This window comes from Pseudomonas piscis, assembly GCF_009380155.1.
Taxonomy (GTDB): Bacteria; Pseudomonadota; Gammaproteobacteria; order Pseudomonadales; family Pseudomonadaceae; genus Aquipseudomonas; species Aquipseudomonas piscis.
This window is the reverse complement of sequence record NZ_WHUV01000001.1, coordinates 2,002,791-2,021,968: the sequence shown is the minus strand read 5'-3', so window position 1 is coordinate 2,021,968 and position 19,178 is coordinate 2,002,791. Positions and strand designations below refer to the sequence as shown.

The window sequence follows — 19,178 nt, the reverse complement described above, 5'->3', positions numbered from 1 at the left end:
GATTGGCGACCGGGCATCCTACACCCATGGCGCCGTGCGGGCTTAGCCAAAGCGCAGTACGTGCCGCGCCGGCTGGGCAGCGGCCAGGGTTGCCAGCGAGGCGCTCGCCGGGTGAACCCTGCTGTTACCCAGGGCGAGTTCTCATATATGACAGCAGGATGCTGGGCAAAACCCCGTTCCAGAGCATTTGCCCAGCTTCCAAAAATTCACTGGACATGTAGCGTCCATTACATAAATATCGTTTTCGCCATTTTATGAAACAAAAACTACACCCGGCCTACAAGGCGCCCCGATGCCTTCTCTCAGAGACCTGATCACCAACCCCGCCCTCGACCTGACGCCCTCCGAGCGCAAGGTGGTGCGAGCCCTGCTCGACCACTATCCGCGCAACGGCCTGGGGCCCATGTCGCGGCTGGCGGAGCATGCCGGGGTCAGCGACCCGACCATCGTGCGCCTGGTCAAGAAGCTCGGTTTCAGCGGCTACGGCGAGTTCCAGGAAGCCCTGCTCAGTGACATGGACGACCGCCTGCGCTCGCCCAGCACCCTGCTCCACCCCAGGGCCCAGGTGGCCCGGGGCGACACTTGGGGGCGCTATCTGGCCGACAGCCAGCGGGCCCTGCAAGACACCCAGGCGCTGACCCAGCCCGAGGACATCCGCGTGCTGACCGACTGGCTGCTGGACAGCCGGCACTCGGTGCATTGCTTCGGCGGACGCTTCAGCAGCTTCCTGGCCCAGTACCTGCTCAACCACCTGCGCCTGATGCGCCCGGGCTGCTTCTTTCTCGAAGACAACGCGCAATTGCCGGACCGTTTGTTCGACGTACAGCGCCAGGACGTGGTGCTGCTGTTCGACTATCGCCGCTACCAGACCCAGGCCCTGCGCGTGGCCAGCGCGGTCAAGGCGCGCAACGCCCGGGTGGTGCTGTTCACCGATATCTACGCGTCGCCGCTGCGCGAACTGGCGGACCTGATCATCAGCGCCCCGGTGGAGTCGCTGTCGCCCTTCGACAGCCTGGTGCCGGCCCTGGCCCAGGTCGAGGCGCTGATCGCCTGCATGACCCCGCGCAGTACCCATCTGGATCAACGCCTGGAGGGCATCGATGCCCTGCGGGCCGAATTCGCCACTCATGTGCTGGAGGAGAAATAAGGATGTTCAGCCTGCCCCATCGTTCGCCACGGGACCTGCCCTTCGTCGTCGACCACACCGCCCTGCTGCTGGTGGACATGCAACGGGCCTGGCTCGAGCCGCAGTTCGACCCGCACCTGCAAGGCCCCGAAGGCGAGGCGTTCCTCAAGCGCGCCCGGGAGCAAGTGATTCCCAACCAGCAGAAGCTCCTGGCCGCGGTGCGCGAGGCTCGGCAGAACGTGCTGCACACCATCATCGAGAGCCTCACCGCCGACGGCCGTGACCGCTCCCTGGACCACAAGCTGTCGGACATGCACTTGCCCAAGGGCAGCCCGGAAGCGGCGATCATCGCCGAGCTTGAGCCGGTGGAAAACGAGATCGTGTTGCCCAAGACTTCGTCCGGGGTCTTCAACTCCACCAACATCGACTACGTGCTGCGCAATCTGGAGACTCGTCACCTGATCGTCGCCGGGATCGTCACCGACCAGTGCGTGGACATGGCTGTGCGCGATGCCGCCGACCGCGGCTACCTGGTGACCCTGGTGGAAGACGCCTGCGCCACCTACAGCGATGCCCGGCACCAGGCCTGCCTCAATGCGATCAAGGGCTACTGCTGGATCACCGACACCGCCACCGTGCTCGGCCGCCTGCGGGAGATCCGCGGATGAGCCGGGGCCAGGACATCGAGGCCCTGAGCCCGGTGGCGATGACCAGCATCGTCACCACCGACCTGATCGGCGTCACTCGCGGACGCTCGTTTCCCAGCGATGAACTGGAACGCTACCGGCTCGGCGGCTGCGGCTGGGTGCCGGCCAACAGCGCGCTGACACCCCAGGACCTGATCGCCGAGGACAATCCCTGGGGCGCCTATGGCGATCTGCGACTGGTCCCCGACCTGGACAGCCGGGTCAGTGTCGGCGCCGGCCCCGATCCCTTCGCCCCGCCGCTGGAGTTCATCCACGCCGATATCCGCGAGACCGATGGCCAGCCCTGGGCAGCCTGCCCGCGCACCCTGTTGCGTAACGAGCTGGAGGCCTACCAGGCCCTGGGCATCCAGGTCACCGCGGCGTTCGAGCATGAGTTCAACCTCGACACCGGTGGCGAGCAGGCCGAACACCTGGCGTTCTCGCTGCAGGCCCAGCGCCAGGGCGCGAGCTTCGGCGGCTGGTTGCTGGCGGCATTGCGCGCCGCCGGGGTCGAGCCGGAAATGTTCCTGCCCGAATACGGCAAGCACCAGTACGAGGTCACCTGCCGCCCGACCCAGGGCCTGGCCGCCGCCGACCGGGCGGTTAACGTGCGCGAGATCACCCGCGAGATCGCCCGGCAGTTGGGGCACCGGGTCAGCTTCGCGCCCAAGACCGCCGAGAATGCGGTGTGCAACGGCGTGCACCTGCACCTGAGTTTGCAGGACCTGGAAGGCACCCCGCTGCTCTACGATCCGCAAGCGGTGAGCGGCGACGACCTTTCGCGCCTGGGCCAGCACTGGGCCGCCGGAGTGCTCAAGCACCTGCCGGCGCTGTGCGCCTTCACCGCGCCAACTCCGATTTCCTATGCGCGCCTGCAGCCCCATCACTGGAGCGCCTCCTATGCCTGCCTGGGCCTGCGCAACCGCGAAGCCTCGCTGCGTATCTGCCCCACCGTGACCATCGGCGGCAAGCCTGAAGCGCCGCAATACAACCTGGAGTTCCGCGCCCTGGATGCCACCGCCTCGCCGCACCTGGCCATGGCCGTGGTGCTGATGGCCGGCCGCCTGGGCATCGAACAAAAACTGGCGCTCAATGCGGTGACCGACAAGGTCCCCGATGAACTGAGCGCCGAACAGCGTCGGGCCAGCGGCATCGTGCCGCTGCCCGGCAACCTGCCCCAGGCCCTGGATTGCCTGCGCGAGAACCGCGAGTTGCGACAACTGCTGCCGCAGGCGCTGCTGGATACCTATTTCGCCGTCAAGCAAAAGGAAGTGTCCCTGACCAAGCACCTGAACGCCGCCCAACTCTGTGAGCACTATGGACACCTGTACTAAATCCGCCGAGCTGGGACTCTATACCGAGCCGGCCTATCGCCTGTTCCGGGAAGACTCCGAGCATCCGCTGATCCTGGTGTGCGAGCACGCCAGCCACTACATTCCGCCAGCCCTGAACGACCTGGGGCTGGACCCGGTGGCGGCCCGCGAGCATATCGCCTGGGACCCGGGCGCCCTGGAACTGGCCCAGAACCTGTCCCAGGCCCTGGGCGCGACCCTGATCGCGGCCAACTACTCACGCTTGCTGGTGGACCTCAACCGGCCACGGCATGCCCCCGACAGCATCCCGTTGCAGAGCGAGATCTACCAGGTGCCGGGCAACCAGCACCTGGACGAAGCGACCCGCGAGTACCGGCGCCAGCAGTTGTTCACGCCATTCCACCAGCGCTTGCAGCGGATCATCGACCGGCGCCTGGCCCAGGGCCGCGAAGTACGGGTGGTGGGCATCCACAGTTTCACCCCGGTGTACTACGGCCAGCCACGGGAGCTGGAAATCGGCGTGCTCTATGGCAACGCCACCGCCTATGCCGCCCGGGTCCTGGAAGGCTTATGGACCTTGCCGCTGAAAGTGGCCGGCAACCAGCCTTATGAAATCGATCCATTGAGCGATATGACGGTACCGGTGCACGGCGATGCCCGGGGCCTGGAGTCGGTGTTGATCGAGGTGCGCAACGACCTGCTGCGCACCCCACAGGCGGTACAGCACTGGAGCGATTGCCTGGCGCCGTTGCTGTAGTGCCTCAAGAGCACCGAGGATCATCCAATAACGCTGTTAGCAGGACTGCAATAACAATCAGAAAAACCGCTGTGGTGTGTCTTTGATCCTGCCAGGTTCAAACACCGGCCCGCGGCCCAAGCGTCAATGACGACGCACGCTACGGGCTTTGCCCCCTATTGGCTACAAGGAGAAGTGCTTCATGGAGATTGAAGAATTCGGCTACAAGCAGGAACTCAAGCGCGGGCTGAACCTGCGCGACCTGGTGGTCTACGGGATGATCTTCATGATCCCCATCGCCCCGTTCGGGGTCTACGGCTACGTCAACCAGGAGGCTCCGGGCATGGTGCCCCTGGCCTACATCATCGGCATGGTGGCGATGGTCTTCACCGCCCTGAGCTACGGCGCCATGGCCCGCGCCTTTCCCATCGCCGGTTCGGTGTACTCCTATGCCCAGCGTGGCCTCAACCCCCACGTGGGGTTCCTCGCCGGCTGGCTGATGCTCCTGGACTATCTGCTGATCCCGCCATTGCTCTATGTCTACGCGGCCATGGCGCTCAACCACCTGTACCCGGAAGTGCCCAAGGTCGGCTTCATCCTGGCGTTCCTGGTCAGCGCCACCTTCGTCAACCTGCGGGGCATCACCTTCACCGCACGGATGAACATCCTGTTCCTGCTGGCGCAACTGGTGGTCCTGGGGATCTTCCTGTTCTACGCCTGGAACGCCCTGCACGGCGGCACCGGCCACGGCGAGCTGACCCTGGCGCCGCTCTACAGCCCGGAAAACTTCCACTTCGGCATGCTGATGCAGGGCGTGTCGATCGCGGTGCTGTCGTTCCTGGGGTTCGACGCCATCTCGACCCTGGCCGAAGAGGTCAAGGGCGATCCCGGCCGTAGCGTTGGCCGGGCAGCGTTGATCACCCTGGTGGTGATGGGCGCGATCTTCGTGGTGCAGACCTGGATCGCCACCGACCTGGCAGCGGGCATGGGCTTCAAGTCCGCCGACACCGCCTTCTACGAGATCGCCGAGCTGGCAGCCGGCAGCTGGTTGGCGACCCTCACCGGGGTGGCCACGGCGCTGGCCTGGGGCGTGGCGGTGGCCATCACCTCGCAAGCGGCGGTATCGCGCCTGCTGTTCGGCATGGCCCGCGACGGCAAGCTGCCCAAGGTGCTGGCCAAGGTCCACCCCAAGCACAACACCCCGCACATCAGCATCTACCTGGTAGCGCTGTTGTCGCTGGTGATCTGCTACCTGTTCATCGACTCGGTGGACACCCTCACCTCGCTGGTCAACTTCGGCGCCCTGAGCGGCTTCATGCTGCTGCACATCACCGTGATCAACTTCTACTGGCGCCGGCAGAAGTCCGGCCAGGTGCTGCGCCACCTGGTCTGCCCGTCGATCGGTTTCGTGATCGTCTGCGCCATCATGTACAACATGGGCGTGGACGCGCAGAAACTTGGCGCTATTTGGGTGGTCGCAGGATTGGTATACCTGTTCGTGCTCAACCGGCTGGGCAACGGTGCCGCCCTGCCGGATCCGCTCAAGCAATAGTGAACGCGGCGCGTTGCCCTGCGGGGTGACGCGCCATCCCGGCACGGCCATCAAGAGCAGCCCGGGAACCGGCCGCCGGATGCCACGGCCGGAGACAATGCGTGGTAATCGACAGTGATGTCTGGCTGCCCGGCCCAAAGCCGGCGGCCCTTGATACAGGAGTGCACCCATGCTGGCCTTGCGTCCCGTGGCGTTATCCGATCTGCCCCAACTGCGGCGCCTGGCCCGCGAGCGCCTGCTGGGCGTGACCTCGCTGGTGGACGACGAAACCTGCCTGCGGGAAAAGATCCTCGACTCCCTGGCGTCCTTCGCCAAGGCCGAGGCCGGCCAGGGGCCGGAGAACTATTTCTTCGTCCTCGAAGATCCCGCCACCGGCCGGCTGCATGGCTGCTCCGACATCCTGGCCACCGCCGGCTTCAGCGAACCGTTCTACAGCCTGCGCAACCGCCCGTTCATCAGCAGCTCGCGGGAGCTGGACATCCAGCATGGGGTGCCGACCCTGTCGCTGTGCCACGACCTGAGCGAGCAGACCCTGCTGCGCAGCTTCCACATGGACGTCGAACTGGCCGGCAGCCCCCTGGCGCAACTGACCTCCCGGGCCCGCTTGCTGTTCATCGCCGCCCACCCCCAGCGCTTCGCCGACAGCTGCATCAGCGAAATCGTCGGCTACAGCGACACCGACGGCCAGTCACCGTTCTGGGAGGCGGTGGGCCAGCATTTCTTCGACCTGCCCTATGTCGAGGCCGAGCGCCTGTGCGCCCTGCAGGGACGCGGGTTCCTGGTCGAGCTGATGCCCCAGTACCCGATCTACATCCCGATGCTGGCGCAGGCGGCCCAGGACTGCATCGGCCGCATCCATCCCGACGCCCGGGAAGCCTGCGACATCCTGGTGGACGAAGGTTTCGCCCCGACCCAGTACGTCGACCTGTTCGATGCCGGGCCGACCCTGCAGGCGCGCACCAACGAACTGCGCTCGATCATCCAGAGCCGGATCGCCACCAGCTACTTCGCCGCGCAGAGCGGCCGGGGCCGCCCATGGCTGTTGAGCAACGACCGCCTGCAAGGTTTCCGCGCCATCGTCGCGCTGCTCGACGAAGCTCCAGAGGAGCGTATCGGTCTTGGCCAAGAGATGTTCCAGGCCTTGCAACTGGAGCCCGGCGCTGCCGTGCGGAGCATTGCGCTATGACCCCTTATCGATTCGCAACCGTGGCATTGCCAGGAGCCCGTGCATGATCGTGCGCCCGATTCGCGTCTCCGACCTGCCCGCGCTGCTGCGTCTGCTGGGTGGCAGCCAGCGAGAACTGGACAACCTCAGCACCGACCCCGAGCGCCTGGACCATCGGGTGCGCTGGGCCCAGCGCACGTTCGCCGGCCAGGTGGAACGCGCCGACGCCGACTACCTGTTCGTGCTGGAAGATGACGAGCAGCAGGTGATCGGCATCTGTGGCTTGAGCGGTGCCATCGGCCTGCGCGAGCCCTGCTACAACTACCGGCTCGGCATCACTCGCGGCAGCGCCCCGGGACTGGGTATCGAGAAACAGATCCCGACCCTGTTCTTGAGCAACGACATGGCCGGGCAATCCCAGCTGTGCTCGCTGTTCCTGCGCCACGACCTGCGCCAGGGCTATACCGGGCGCCTGCTGTCCACGGCGCGCTTGCTGTTCGTCGCCGAGTACCCGGCGCTGTTCGGCGACAAGCTGGTGGTGGAGTTGCGTGGCCAGGTCGACAGCCAAGGTTGCTCGCCGTTCTGGGACAGCCTGGGGCGGCACTTCTTCAAGATGGATTTCCAGCAGGCCAACCGCCTGTCCAGCCATGGCGGCAAGTCCTCCATCGCCGAGTTGATGCCGCGCCAGCCGCTCTATACCTGCCTGCTCAGCCTCCAGGCCCAGGCGGCCATCGGCCAGGCCCACGCCAGCACCGAACAAGCGGTGGGCATCCTGCGCGACGAAGGTTTCAGCCACCAGGGTTGCATCGATGTGTTCGACGGTGGCCCGCTGATCGAGGCCGAAGTGGCGAAGATCCGCAGCGTGCGTGAAAGCCAGGTCCTGCCGTTGCTGGTGGGCAACCCGGACGAGCAGGCGCCGATGTGGCTGATCCACAACCGACGCCTGGAGAGCTGCCGCATCACCGCCGCGCCCGGGCGCCTGGTGGCCGGCTGCCTGCTGGTGGACCGCCAGACCACCAAGCGCCTGCAACTGCAACCCGGTGACTCGGTGCGTGCGGTGCCACTGCTGGCCTGCCCCGCCGATGCCGGTGGCCAGGCCCAGGTACGCACCTCCCCCGCCACCGCCTGGTAACGCCGGGCAAACCCGCTTGGTATAGCCGCTGCCGCAGGCTGCGCACGACCACGCAGCGGGCGCAAACCTTGCGCACTCCACAATGAAGGCCCCGCGGGACTTGGCGCAGCTTCGCAGTCTCAGCAGCGGCTACCAGAGCTGCGCTGGGCTCGGCGATAACGGCATGACTGCGCAGCGGACGCAATCGTGGCGGCCACAGGATTGACGAACGGCAGGACGGATGTTCAGATGCCGCCCTGTTTCAGGTGCCTTACGCCGCCGTGCGTGAGGTGAAACGGGAAACCGGTGCGCCCCCCAGGGGCAAGTCCGGTGCTGCCCCCGCAACGGTAAGCGAGTGCTGCATTCAACACGCCACTGTACCCAAGGTATGGGAAGGCGAATGCAGCCAGCCTCGCAAGCCCGGAGACCGGCCTGAAGCATCTATTTGGCAATCCTGCGGTGGGCGGGCATGGGCCGGTGTGGGCGCGTGCGCGTGCCTGCCACCTTCTCCCTGCGTGCTTCCCGAAGACACTTTCGAGAAGACCAACAATGACAACAACAGACAATTCCCTTGCGCGCGACTGGCGTGCTCCGCGCCGTTCCATGGGCGGCGCCCTGCTCGGCTGCCTGTTCAGCCCCTGGCTGCTGGCGGACGACACCTCCCTGAAGCTGGACCAGCAGTTCGTCTCCGCCCCGTCGGTGGAGTCCACCACCGTGGCCGAGATGGCCAAGTACGGCAGCAAGGTGGAGATCATCGATCGCCAGCAGATCGAACGCGCCGGCCCCAGCAGCGACATCACCCGGGTCCTGCAGATGTACGTGCCGGGCCTCTACGTGGCGCCCAAGAACGGCCCTTTCGACTACGGCACCTATTCGCTGCTGGGGGGACGCAACGATGACACGCTGATCCTGCTCGATGGCGTGCGCCTGAACAACCGCCTGTACGGCGGCCTGTACCTGGATACCCTGCCAGCCAACGCCATCGAGCGCATCGAAGTGCTCAAGGGCGGCCAGAGCCTGCTGTTCGGCACCCAGGCGGTGTCCGGGGTGATCAACATCGTCACCCGCAGCCCACAGACCCGCGACGCCTCCGGCGAAGTCAACCTGGGCCTGGACAGCTTCATGGGCAGGAGCGGCGATGCCCGGGTGGAACGCATCGTCAGCAACGGCCTGGGCGACCTCGGCTTGCTGGCCTATGTCAGCCACAACGTCTCCGACGGCTACCAGCCGTTTCGCAACAGCGCCTACAACACCAGCACCCGTGACAAGAAGCGCTCCTATGAGGTGACCACCTTCGGCGCCAAGGCGATCCAGGGGTTCGGCGACGACTCGCGCCTGGAGTTGTTCTACCAGTACACCGACGCCAACCTGGATTTCGCCCGCGCCGCGAACAACAAGAAGACCACCAACGACCGGGTCCAGCAGATCGCCACCGCCACCTTCGAGCAACGCCTGGGCGAGCGCTTCAGCTACTTCGTCAAGGGCCATGTCAACGATTGGGACACGCGCTACACCCGTATCAACAGCAACGATGATGGAGGCATCAAGGTCATCAACCACAACGACTACTGGGGCTTCACCGACTGGGGCGTGCAAGCCGAGGGCAAGGCCGAGCTGGACGGCGGCCATGTGCTGGTGTTCGGCACCGACAACCAGTGGTTCAAGGGCCAGGACGACGTGCTCAAGATCGACGACAACAAGGCCCAGGCCAACGCCCTGTATACCCAGTTACGCCCGGTGTTCGAAGCCCTGCCGGACTGGCACCCGAGCATCGGCGTGCGCCACGAGAAAATCAGCGGCGGCGAGAGCGCCACGGTGGGCATGCTCACCTCGCTGTACGACCTCACGCCCAACTGGCAACTGCGCGGCCAGTACGGCAATGCCTTCAAGCTGCCCAACGCCGAGCAGTTGTTCGCTAACGAACCCTATGAAAAAGGCAACCGCAACCTCAAGCCGGAAAAGAGCGTCAACGCTGAGTTGGGCCTGGACTACAAGGGCAGCCTGCTGGCCGGTGAATTCAATGCCAGCGTCACCGCCTACCGGCGCAAGATCGACGACCTGATTGCCCTGGACAACAAACAATTCGTCAACGGTGACAGCCAGGTCAGGGTCCGGGGCATCGAGGTGGATGGACGCTGGCAGTTCAGCCCGCAATGGAACCTGTCCGCCGACATGACCCGCAACCTGGTCGAATCACGCAACGTGACCCTGAGCAACATCCCCGGGTTCTTCGCCCGCTCGCGCCTGGGCTTCGAATCGCAGGATCGTATGTGGGGCGTGGGCGGCGCGATCCGTTATATCGGCCAGATCGACAGTCCACGCAAGCTCGACTACGGCCATTACTCGGTGGTGGATGCCGACGCCTATCGCTACCTCGACACAGCCCAGCAGCATCGCCTGAGCCTGCTGGTGGAGAACCTGTTCGACCGTGACTACACCACCAGCATGACCAGCGACAGACCGGCGCTGGACAACCTGGGGCGCCCCTTCACCACCGAAGTGCGCTACACCTACCGCTTCTGAGGCCGACCGACATGCATGAACACTATCAACGGGTGTTGTTCGTCGGTCCCGGTCTGCTGGGTGGCGCCCTCGGCCAGGCCTTCTGCCGCGAGCTCGAGGGCCTGCGCGACGACAGCGTCGAGACCCGGGTGATCGATACCCTGGACGGTTTCGACAGCCTCTGGGCTGCCCTGGACGAAACGCTGGCCAAGGCTGGCGCGGCGCTGCTGGTGGTGGACCTGGAACCCAGCTCCGACAGCGCCTACCTGGACTGGCTGCGCGATGAACTGGGACGCCGCGCCCGTGCCCACTCCCAGGCGCCACGGCTGTGGGTCACCGCCCAGGCCCTGGGTCGCCGGGGGCTGGATGCGGCCCTGGCCTGGGCCAGCATCGCCCAGCGCGAACGCCACCTGCCATGCGACCAGGTCAACCCGGTGGCCAGCGATCCGGACTGGTCGCAGGTGCCGCCCCACGCCCGCCAGGTATTGCTCTGCACCGGCCCGCGCTGCGTCCGGCGCGGCGCCCTGCCCTTGTGGAAGACCCTGCGTCGCGAGCTGCTGCGCCTTGACCTCATGGAGAAGCCCGGAGGCGTGCTGCTGACCCGCACCGCCTGCCAGTTCCCCTGCAACCTGGGACCGGTGCTCACCGTGCACCCGGATGGCTGCTGGTACCGGGTCGAGAACGACAGCCAGGTGCTGCAACTGGTGGAGGGGCACCTGTTGGCAGGCGAGCCCGTCGCCCAGTTGCAGATCGCCGCTCCCTATGGAGTGCCCGGCGATGCCTAGGACAACCCGGGCCAGGTGCCTGGCCATCCTGCTGTGGCTGGCCAGTGGGCCGACCCTGGCCGGCAGCTACGAAAACTGCGGCAAGAGCTGGCCCAGCCCCGGAACCCCGCAGCGCATCGTCGCCCTCAACCAGCACAGCGCCGACCTGCTGCTGGCCCTGGGCGCCGGGCCGGCGCTGATCGGCGTCGCCTACCTGGACGACGATGGCCAGGCCATGGCCCAGGGGCACTACCACGGGGTGCCGGTGATCGCCCGCCAATACCCGTCGGCCGAGGTGCTGTACAGCCTCAAGCCCGACCTGGTGGTGGGCGGTTTCGCCTCGGCCTTCCCCAACAACTTCAGCTCCCGCGAGCGCCTGGGCGCCATCGGCGTCGGCAGCTACCTGCTGGAGTCGGCCTGCGCCGGGCATGACGAGGACTACTTCGGGCACATCCGCCGCGACCTGCTGACCCTGGGCCAGTTGTTGGGCAAGCAGGAACGGGCACGGCAGTTGATTGCCCAGATGGATACCGACCTCGCCTCGGCCCGGGCCTTGTACCAGGACCAACCCCAGCCCTCGGTGTTCTACCTGGACAGCGAGGTCAACGGCCTGGCCAGCCAGGGTCGGCGCGGTTTTGTCGGGGTATTGCTGCAAGCCGCCGGAGCCCGCAACAGCTTCGCCGCCATCGACCGCCCGCGCCTGGTGGTGGACAGCGAGACCCTGCTGGCCAACGACCCGGACGTGATGCTGCTGGCCGATGCCCTGTGGTCGCCGGCCGCGCGCAAGCGCCGCCTGCTGCACAGCGATCCGGTGCTGTCGCGGCTGCGGGCAGTGCGCGAGCAACGCCTGATCGACATCCCCTTCACCCAGCTGGTCCCCGGTATCGCCAGCGCCCGCACCGCCCTGGAACTGGCCCGGCACCTGCACCCGCCACAGGAATGAGCGCACAACGACAGCGGCCCTGCCTCGGTGGCCGCTGCCGCAAGCTGCGCACAGCCGCGTAGCGGACGCAAAACGTGAGCGCGGCACCCATCGCCGTCAGGGACGGAGCGGGCTGCACACCACCTCGACCATGGCCTGGGCCGAAGCCTCCACCGCCGCCCGGTCACCGCTGGTGATCAGGTCCAGGTGGTAACCCCGGGTCGCCGCCAACACCATGCGTGCACGATGCTGCGCTGCTTCGGCAGCAAAGCCGGCGCGTACGAACAGCGGCGCGAGCATCTCGACCCAGGTGCTCACCACACCGTCGAGAAAACCGGCGCATTCCTCGCGATGGCGCAAGGCATAGCTGTAGGTCTCGAAATGCAATTGGTAGAACGGCAGGAACTGCTCCGAGGTGTAGCGCTGCCAGAAGGAAGTGAGCAGCGCCCGTAGCGCCTCGGGTGAATCCACTCGTTCGGCCTCGGCTTCGAACAACAGGGTTTCGGAAACCCGGACCTTGTCGATGATCGCCGCCCACAGCCCTTCCTGGCTGCCGAAGTGATAGATCAGCATGCGATGGCTGATCCCCGCCGTCTCGGCGATCGCCCGCAACGAACGAAAGGCGAAGCCATGTTTCAGGGCATCGTCCAGTACCTTGTTGAGCACGTCGATCGGCGCCTTCTTCACCGTGGCGCTGCGTGTTGCCTTGTGTGTATCGCTCACCCGCTTTCCTCTTCTGCACACCGGACCCAGAGCCCGGCGATCCTTCCATTGCCCGCCGCCCCAGGCAAGCGCTTTGTTGCACAACGCTGTGCACTGCAAAACGCCTGGAAAAATTTCGTTGACTTTAAAAACGGCCAGAGAATAGCATTTACGTACCAAATGGTACGCACTTTTTGGTTATCTATAAAAATAACTAACGGACGAATCCGCAGATTCGGCCGACAGCGATCTACTGCCTGATCAATTATAAAAAAAGAGGGGCACGATGAACGATTACCGCAATGACCAGAAGCGCAGGTCCGGCACCGGGCCGGTGCCCGGCATCTCCGTGCAATCCCTGGCCGCCCTGCTCGGCCTGGCCCTGGGCAGCGCCCCGGCCTGGTCCCTGGAGCTCTCCCCGGCGGGCAGCGAATTGTCGGCGCAACTGGACTCGACCCTGTCCTATGGACAGATCTGGCGGGTCCAGGGCGCCGACAAGAACAATGATGCATTCAACCAGAATGACGGCAATCGCAACTTCAGCACCGGTACGGTCTCGCAAGTATTCAAGTTGACCTCGGAACTGGCGCTGAAGTACCAGAACTATGGCGCCCTGCTGCGCGGCAGTGCGTTCTACGACACCCGGATCATGGACCGGGGCAACGACTACCGCGCCCACGACCGCCCCGAGCAGCCGAGCCAGAACTACCCCCATGACTCGCGTTTCACCCGCCAGACCCGGGACCACGCCGGCAGCGACATCGAGCTGCTGGACGCCTACGTCCATGGCGACTGGCAAGTGGCCGGGCACAATCTCTCGGCCCGGGCCGGGCGCCAGGTGTTCAACTGGGGCGAAGGGTTGTTCTATCGCGGCGGGATCAACACCACCAACCCGCTGAATGTGTCCCGCCTGCGCCTGCCCGGCTCGGAAATCAAGGAAGTGCTGGTGCCCCTGGAGAGCCTGAGCCTGAAGTTCGACCTCAGCGAGAACCTCAGCAGCGAAGTGTTCTACCAATGGAAATGGCAGGAGTCGCAATACGATCCGGTGGGCACCTTCTTCTCCGAATCGGACCTGTTCGTACCCGGCAGCAATACCGCCTATACCAACAGCCCGGCCCTGGCCAGCACGGCCTTCCAGGGCCAGTACCGGTCCATCGTCGCTCGCAGTCTGGGCGGCTACCAGGGGACGCAATACCTGGATGGCCAGGGCAACTTCCAGGTGGCCCATATCGGCAAGGACCTGGAGGCCCGCGACAGCGGCCAGTTCGGCGTGGCCCTGCGCTATTTCGCCGAGTCGTTGAATGCCACCCAGTTCGGGGCGTACTTCGTCAACTACCACGCCAAGGACCCGATGGTGACCTCCTCCATCGCTCACGGCCGGGCCGACCCCGATGCCCTGGTCGGCGCCCTGAGCGGTGGCGCTTTCGGCAGCTACGCCGCCCTGCGCCGGGCCGCCGCCGGCAACCCGGCCCTCGGGCCGCTGCTGGGCCTGGTCGATGGTGCCTCCAGCGTCGAGCTGGGCAACCTCACCACCGCCAGCCGCGAGTATCCCGAGGACATCCAGATGTATGGCCTGAGCTTCAACACCTCCCTGGGCCAGGCCTCGCTATTCGGTGAACTGGCCTACCGGCCCAACCTGCCGATCGCCAAGGCAGCGCTCAACGACACGGTGTACGACAGCTTCAGCCAGGCGGCGCGGATTCTCGCCGGGCAGAGCGCCACGGTGGCCGGCGAACAGGTGGGCATCGGCCGGCCACTGCACAACTACGAACGGGTCGAAGCCTGGAACGCCTCCCTGGGCACGATCTACAGCTTCGGCCCGATGCTGTCGTTCGATGCCCTGACCGGCACCCTGGAAGTGGCCTCCGAACACGTGCGCGGCAGCAGCCTGCAATACCGCGCCTTCGACGGCAGCCTCCGCTACTACACCGGCCGGGCCAACAAGGAATACAGCGCCGGCTACGGCCGCGACCAGCAGATCGACCGCAATGCCTACGGCGCCACGCTGCTGTTGAGCGGCACCTGGAACGACTTCCTGGCCGGGGTCAATGTCTCGCCCTACCTGGTCTACAAGGACGACTTCCTCGGCAACTCCTATTCCGGCGGCAATTTCATCGAGGGCCGCAAGGCCTACACCCTGGGCGTGCGTGCCAGCTACCTGGCCTCGATCGAAGCGGAACTGCAATACACCAACTTCTACGGCGCAGGACGCAGCAACGTCAGCCGCGACCGCGACAACGTCGGCCTCACCCTCAAATACGCCTTCTGACGGAGACTCCCATGCACAGATTCCACTCACTGGTGGCAGGCCTCGGCCTGGCCGCCCTGACCTCCCTCTGCCTGGCCGCCAGCCCGGGGCCCGGCCTCGGCGCCGGCAACGGCCAGCGCCTGACGCCGCTCGGAGCCCAGGAACAAGGCAACGCCGACGGCAGCATCCCGGCCTGGACCGGCGGCCTCACCCAAGCTCCACAAGGCTACCGGGAGGGTGATGCCTACCTCGACCCGTTCGCCACCGACCAGCCGTTGTTCACCATCGACAGCAAGAATGCCGAGCAGTACCGCGAGCACCTGAGCCAGGGCCAGTTGGCACTCTTCAAGGCCTACCCCGACACCTTCCGCATGCCGGTCTACCCCACCCGGCGCAGCGGCGCGGCGCCCCAATGGGTGTACGACAACATCCGTCGCAACGCCTTCAATGCCAAGCTCGGCGAAGGCGGCGCCAGCGTCAGCCATGCCTACGGTGGGGTGCCCTTTCCAATCCCGCAATCGGGACTGGAGGCGGTGTGGAACCACATTCTCAAGTTCAACGGCACCTACCTTGAACGCAGCACCGCGGACATCGCCGTACAACGCGACGGCAGCTTCGTCCCCAGCCTGCTGGACGTGCGCTACTACTCGCTCTACAACCAGCCCGGCAAGGACGCCAGCAGCCTGGGCGACACCCTCTACTACTACCTGGGCATCGCCCGGGCCCCGGCGCGCCTGGCCGGGGAAGCGGTGCTGGTCCACGAGCCGTTGAACCAGTTGGACAACCCACGCCAGGCCTGGGGCTACAACCCCGGCCAGCGCCGCGTACGTCGCGCCCCGACCATCGCCTACGACACCCCTATCGGCAGCTCCGATGGTCTGCGTACCGCCGACGACACCGAAATGTTCAACGGTTCCCCCGACCGCTACGACTGGAAGCTGCTGGGCAAGCAGGAGCTGTACATCCCCTACAACAGCTACCGCTTGCTGGACAAACGCCTCAAGTACAGCGACCTGTTGCGCCCGGGCCACCTGAACCCCGACCACACCCGCTACGAACTGCATCGGGTGTGGGTGATCGAGGCGACCCTCAAGCCCGGGGCCCGGCACCTGTACTCCAAGCGCCGACTGTACCTGGACGAGGACAGCTGGAGCATTGCCGTGGCCGACAAGTTCGACAACCGCGGCGAGCTGTGGCGGGTGTCCATGGCCTACCTGGTGAACTACTACAACCTGCCGGCAGTGATGAGTGCAGTGGATGTGTTCCACGACCTGCAATCGCGCCGCTACCAGGCCCAGGGCCTGAGCAATGAACAGCCCGGAGTGATCCGCTTCCTGGCGGCGCCCGGCGATCCCGGCGCCTTCAAGCCCAGCGACCTGCCGCGCTTGAGCGGGCGCTGATCGTCATCCATGCGGGTAGCCCCTGGCGCCCGCACTTCTGCCACCACATCGCGCATGGGCTACCACGATGCACAAGACCACCCGAAAGACCCTGTTCGCCACCGCCCTGGGCAACTTCTTCGAATGGCTGGACTTCACCCTCTACGGATTCTTCTCCACGGCCATCGCCCTGACTTTCTTTCCCCCCGGCAACCCGCTGCTGGCCCTGCTGGCGACCATCGCCACCTTCGCCAGTGGCTTCGTCACCCGGCCCCTGGGGGCCTACTTCATCGGTCGTTATGCCGATGCCAAGGGGCGCAAGGCGGCGTTGATCCTGACCTTCCTGCTGATGGGGGCCGGCACCTTGCTGATCGTCGCCGCCCCGAGCCACGCCAGTGCCGGCCTGGTGGGCGCGCTGTGCGTACTGCTGGGTCGGCTGCTGCAAGGGCTGGCGGCCTCGGGGGAATACGGCGCCGCCTCGGCGATGTTCATGGAAGTGGCCCCGGCGGGACGCAAGGGGCTGTATGGCAGTTTCTTCATCGTCTCCACCTACCTGGCCCTGGCCTTTGGCGCCCTGCTGGCGGTGCTGATCTACCTGTTGATGGGCCCGGTCGAGGCCGAGCGCCACGGCTGGCGCCTGGCCTTCCTGATCGGCCTGTGCATCGTGCCCTTGGGGCTTTGGGTCCGGGCCGGCATGGAGGAGTCCCGGGCCTTCAGCCAGGCCCGCCGCCAGCACCCCGGGGCCAATGCCCCCATCGACTGGCGCGCGGTGCTGGTGGTCATCGGCCTGACCTCCCTGGGCACCTCGTCGCTGTATTTGTCGATGATCTTCATGCCGGCGTTCGCCAAGGCGGCGTTCGACATCCCTGTGCTCGACACCTCGCTGGCCACCAGCCTGTCATGCCTGATCGTCGCTGCCAGCGTGGTCCTGGGCGGCTACCTCAGCGACCGCAGGGGACCGGCGCTGCCGATGTACGGCGGCCTGACGGTGATCCTCCTGGGAGGCCTGCCGGGCTATGGCCTGTTGCTGGCTCACCCGGGGCTGGGCAGCATCCTGTTGTTCCAGAGCCTCAATGGCATCGGCCTCGGGCTGTTCGTCGGCGGCAGTTTCAGCCGCGTCTGCGGCCTATTCATGACCGGCCAGCGCGCCCTGGGCCTCGGCCTGGGCTACAACCTCGGGGTGGCGCTGTTCGGCGCCCTCGCCCCCTTGGTTTCCACCGCTGCCCTGGGTTACGGCATCCGCTACGCGCCCGCCCTGTACCTGTTGCTGACCGCCCTGGTCAGCGCCCTGGCCTGCCGCGCCCTGCTCGGCCGGGCCCCCTCCCCCGTTGCCCTCGAGAGCTTGTCATGATCCAAGACCGTGAATACCTGGCGCGTCGCCAGCGCCTGCAACACCTGTTGGTACGCCAGGGCGCCCGACACTTCGTCGCCACTGCCAGCGACAGCATCTATTACCTGTGCGGGGCCAGCTTCGAGGCCCTGGAACGCCCGTTCTTCCTGATTCTCAGCACCAACGGCGAGTTGCGTTTCATCGTGCCGTTGCTCGAACGCGACCACCTGAAGAAGGCCCGTGTCATAGACCCGGAGCAGATCCACTGCTACCGCGACTACCCAGCCCCCGACGGCCAGTGCTGGCGTTCGGCGCTCCTGGAATACAGCGGCCTGGAGCCGGGCTTCATCTTCGAGGACTCCTGCCCCAGCGCCCTGGCGCAATTTCTCGGTGAGCTGGGCGGCCGCCACCAGAGCCTGGTGGAACGCCTGCGCCAGGTGAAAAGCCCGGACGAGATCCAGATGATCCGCCATGCCGCGCGCTATGCCGACCAGGGAGTACGGGAGCTGCTCAGGCAGTCCTACTACGGGGCCACCGTGGCCGAGGGTTTTGCCCGCAACAGCAAGGTGATGCAGGCGATCATCCGCGAGACCCCGGACTGGGACGCGCTGTCGACCCGAGTGCTCATGGTCAGCTTCCCGGCCCCGCTGAGCGCCAAGCCGCACTCGGTGCCGGCGGTGGACGACCGCCTGCTCGAAGGCCCCCATGTCGCCCTGGTGCTGACCCGGGTCAACGGGTATGCCGCCGAAAGCGAGCGCACCTATTTCACCGCGCCGCCACGCCCTGAGGAACGCCAGTTGTTCGACCTGATGGTGCGTGCCCGCCAACTCGGCCTGAGCCTGCTGCGCCCCGGCCGACCCTGTGCCGAAATCGACGCCCGGGTCAATCAGTTCCTCGCCGCCCAGGGCATGGGCGACCCGCAGCAGCGCCTGCACCGCATTGGCCACGGTTTTGGCCTGGGCAACCATGAGGGCCCCTGGCTGGCCGAAGGCTCCGAGGACGTGCTGGAGGCCGGCATGGTGGTCTCCATCGAGCCGGGCTTGTACATCGAGGGCTGCGGCGGCTACCGCCACTCGGACACAGTGCTGATCACCCACGACGGTTATGAACTGCTCACCCGGGCCCCTGGTGTCGAAGAGCCGCTGGTGTTGCGGCGGCGCGGTCTCGGACAACGCCTGTATGGGCACCTGGTGCAACGCTCCCTGGGCATCGCGGGGCGGTCATGAACAGCCTGCCCATTGCGCAACTGTTGTACTTGGCGTTGGGGCTGTCGATGAACCTGGCCAGCCTGCTGCACCAACGGCGCCACGGTCGCTACCTGACGCCGGTCAAGCCATGGAGCGGCATCCTCATGCTGCTGCTCTACGGGGCCTGCCTGGGGTTGTGGGCCGGCCCCGACCGGCGTGGTTTGCAACTGGCCATGCTGCTGTTCGCCCTGTTGATCGGCTGGGGTGGTGTGTGGCGCCACCTGTGGCGAGTCGACCGTCGCGACTACTCAGGTCCAGGCAGTCGACTGGCAGCCCTGGCCATCAACGGTTATGGCGTACTAGCCAGCCTCAGTGCCCTATGGCCATGACGCCTCATGCAGCCGCAAGCCGCGCAGCGGACGCAAAACGTGAGCGCAGCACCCATCGCCGCAAGG

16 protein-coding genes and 1 riboswitch are annotated in these 19,178 nt (G+C 66.1%); of the genes, 15 read left to right on the top strand and 1 reads right to left on the bottom strand.

What is annotated here, in order from left to right; genetic code table 11:
• Positions 1 to 292 precede the first annotated feature (292 nt).
• The 10 genes from GDH07_RS09530 to GDH07_RS09485 all read left to right on the top strand — a co-directional run bounded on the left by GDH07_RS09530 (position 293) and on the right by GDH07_RS09485 (position 11,898).
• A complete protein-coding gene (locus GDH07_RS09530; protein ID WP_022643668.1) occupies positions 293 to 1,147 on the top strand; it encodes a MurR/RpiR family transcriptional regulator in 855 nt (284 codons plus the stop codon).
• Between the two features lie 2 nt (positions 1,148 to 1,149).
• On the top strand, positions 1,150 to 1,794 hold the full coding sequence (locus GDH07_RS09525; protein WP_022643667.1) for a cysteine hydrolase family protein: 645 nt from the start codon (positions 1,150 to 1,152) through the stop codon (positions 1,792 to 1,794).
• The gene (locus GDH07_RS09520; RefSeq protein WP_152897228.1) at positions 1,791 to 3,146 is read left to right on the top strand and encodes a glutamine synthetase family protein; all 1,356 of its coding nucleotides are present in this window, start codon (positions 1,791 to 1,793) and stop codon (positions 3,144 to 3,146) included. The genes GDH07_RS09525 and GDH07_RS09520 overlap by 4 nt, the downstream gene beginning before the upstream one ends.
• Positions 3,130 to 3,882, top strand: a complete 753-nt coding sequence (locus GDH07_RS09515) for an N-formylglutamate amidohydrolase (RefSeq protein ID WP_152897227.1) — start codon at positions 3,130 to 3,132, stop codon at positions 3,880 to 3,882. Before GDH07_RS09520 ends, GDH07_RS09515 begins: the two co-directional genes overlap by 17 nt.
• 181 nt (positions 3,883 to 4,063) lie before the next feature.
• Positions 4,064 to 5,413: an APC family permease gene (locus tag GDH07_RS09510; protein WP_085596418.1), complete on the top strand. Its 1,350-nt coding sequence runs from the start codon at positions 4,064 to 4,066 to the stop codon at positions 5,411 to 5,413.
• 169 nt (positions 5,414 to 5,582) lie between these two features.
• Positions 5,583 to 6,599 (top strand): arginine N-succinyltransferase, encoded by a 1,017-nt coding sequence (locus GDH07_RS09505; protein ID WP_085596419.1) that lies wholly within the window; start codon positions 5,583 to 5,585, stop codon positions 6,597 to 6,599.
• 43 nt (positions 6,600 to 6,642) lie between these two features.
• On the top strand, positions 6,643 to 7,710 hold the full coding sequence (locus tag GDH07_RS09500) for an arginine N-succinyltransferase (RefSeq protein ID WP_022643662.1): 1,068 nt from the start codon (positions 6,643 to 6,645) through the stop codon (positions 7,708 to 7,710).
• A 226-nt stretch (positions 7,711 to 7,936) separates the two neighbouring features.
• Positions 7,937 to 8,139, top strand: a riboswitch (cobalamin riboswitch).
• Between the two features lie 153 nt (positions 8,140 to 8,292).
• The gene (locus GDH07_RS09495; RefSeq protein WP_246195935.1) at positions 8,293 to 10,212 is read left to right on the top strand and encodes a TonB-dependent receptor plug domain-containing protein; all 1,920 of its coding nucleotides are present in this window, start codon (positions 8,293 to 8,295) and stop codon (positions 10,210 to 10,212) included.
• Between the two features lie 11 nt (positions 10,213 to 10,223).
• Positions 10,224 to 10,976 carry a (2Fe-2S) ferredoxin domain-containing protein gene (locus GDH07_RS09490; RefSeq protein WP_152897225.1) on the top strand — a complete coding sequence of 251 codons (753 nt, stop codon included), beginning with the start codon at positions 10,224 to 10,226 and terminating at the stop codon, positions 10,974 to 10,976.
• Positions 10,969 to 11,898 carry an ABC transporter substrate-binding protein gene (locus tag GDH07_RS09485; RefSeq protein WP_152897224.1) on the top strand — a complete coding sequence of 310 codons (930 nt, stop codon included), beginning with the start codon at positions 10,969 to 10,971 and terminating at the stop codon, positions 11,896 to 11,898. The genes GDH07_RS09490 and GDH07_RS09485 overlap by 8 nt, the downstream gene beginning before the upstream one ends.
• Before the next feature lie 96 nt (positions 11,899 to 11,994).
• On the opposite strand, the gene GDH07_RS32675 is transcribed toward GDH07_RS09485, so the two are convergent.
• Positions 11,995 to 12,600, bottom strand: a complete 606-nt coding sequence (locus tag GDH07_RS32675) for a TetR/AcrR family transcriptional regulator (RefSeq protein WP_343038203.1) — start codon at positions 12,598 to 12,600, stop codon at positions 11,995 to 11,997.
• 265 nt (positions 12,601 to 12,865) lie between these two features.
• On the opposite strand from GDH07_RS32675, the gene GDH07_RS09475 reads away from it, so the two are divergent.
• The 5 genes from GDH07_RS09475 (at position 12,866) to GDH07_RS09455 (ending at position 19,112) form a co-directional block, all read left to right on the top strand.
• Positions 12,866 to 14,848 carry a DUF1302 domain-containing protein gene (locus GDH07_RS09475; protein WP_152897222.1) on the top strand — a complete coding sequence of 661 codons (1,983 nt, stop codon included), beginning with the start codon at positions 12,866 to 12,868 and terminating at the stop codon, positions 14,846 to 14,848.
• An 11-nt stretch (positions 14,849 to 14,859) separates the two neighbouring features.
• Entirely contained in the window at positions 14,860 to 16,227 is a 1,368-nt protein-coding gene (locus GDH07_RS09470; protein WP_152897221.1) for a DUF1329 domain-containing protein, read from the top strand.
• A gap of 67 nt (positions 16,228 to 16,294) precedes the next feature.
• Positions 16,295 to 17,557, top strand: coding sequence for an MFS transporter (locus tag GDH07_RS09465; protein ID WP_152897220.1), 1,263 nt, complete (start codon positions 16,295 to 16,297; stop codon positions 17,555 to 17,557).
• Entirely contained in the window at positions 17,554 to 18,762 is a 1,209-nt protein-coding gene (locus tag GDH07_RS09460) for a M24 family metallopeptidase (RefSeq protein ID WP_022643653.1), read from the top strand. The genes GDH07_RS09465 and GDH07_RS09460 overlap by 4 nt, the downstream gene beginning before the upstream one ends.
• Positions 18,759 to 19,112, top strand: a complete 354-nt coding sequence (locus tag GDH07_RS09455; protein ID WP_022643652.1) for a hypothetical protein — start codon at positions 18,759 to 18,761, stop codon at positions 19,110 to 19,112. Before GDH07_RS09460 ends, GDH07_RS09455 begins: the two co-directional genes overlap by 4 nt.
• Positions 19,113 to 19,178: the final 66 nt, after the last annotated feature.

Coding starts and splice junctions, on each gene's coding strand:
- GDH07_RS09530 (WP_022643668.1), top strand. CDS start 293: ATGCCTTCTCTCAGAGACCTGATCACCAACCCCGCCCTCGACCTGACG.
- GDH07_RS09525 (WP_022643667.1), top strand. CDS start 1,150: ATGTTCAGCCTGCCCCATCGTTCGCCACGGGACCTGCCCTTCGTCGTC.
- GDH07_RS09520 (WP_152897228.1), top strand. CDS start 1,791: ATGAGCCGGGGCCAGGACATCGAGGCCCTGAGCCCGGTGGCGATGACC.
- GDH07_RS09515 (WP_152897227.1), top strand. CDS start 3,130: ATGGACACCTGTACTAAATCCGCCGAGCTGGGACTCTATACCGAGCCG.
- GDH07_RS09510 (WP_085596418.1), top strand. CDS start 4,064: ATGGAGATTGAAGAATTCGGCTACAAGCAGGAACTCAAGCGCGGGCTG.
- GDH07_RS09505 (WP_085596419.1), top strand. CDS start 5,583: ATGCTGGCCTTGCGTCCCGTGGCGTTATCCGATCTGCCCCAACTGCGG.
- GDH07_RS09500 (WP_022643662.1), top strand. CDS start 6,643: ATGATCGTGCGCCCGATTCGCGTCTCCGACCTGCCCGCGCTGCTGCGT.
- GDH07_RS09495 (WP_246195935.1), top strand. CDS start 8,293: ATGGGCGGCGCCCTGCTCGGCTGCCTGTTCAGCCCCTGGCTGCTGGCG.
- GDH07_RS09490 (WP_152897225.1), top strand. CDS start 10,224: ATGCATGAACACTATCAACGGGTGTTGTTCGTCGGTCCCGGTCTGCTG.
- GDH07_RS09485 (WP_152897224.1), top strand. CDS start 10,969: ATGCCTAGGACAACCCGGGCCAGGTGCCTGGCCATCCTGCTGTGGCTG.
- GDH07_RS09475 (WP_152897222.1), top strand. CDS start 12,866: ATGAACGATTACCGCAATGACCAGAAGCGCAGGTCCGGCACCGGGCCG.
- GDH07_RS09470 (WP_152897221.1), top strand. CDS start 14,860: ATGCACAGATTCCACTCACTGGTGGCAGGCCTCGGCCTGGCCGCCCTG.
- GDH07_RS09465 (WP_152897220.1), top strand. CDS start 16,295: ATGCACAAGACCACCCGAAAGACCCTGTTCGCCACCGCCCTGGGCAAC.
- GDH07_RS09460 (WP_022643653.1), top strand. CDS start 17,554: ATGATCCAAGACCGTGAATACCTGGCGCGTCGCCAGCGCCTGCAACAC.
- GDH07_RS09455 (WP_022643652.1), top strand. CDS start 18,759: ATGAACAGCCTGCCCATTGCGCAACTGTTGTACTTGGCGTTGGGGCTG.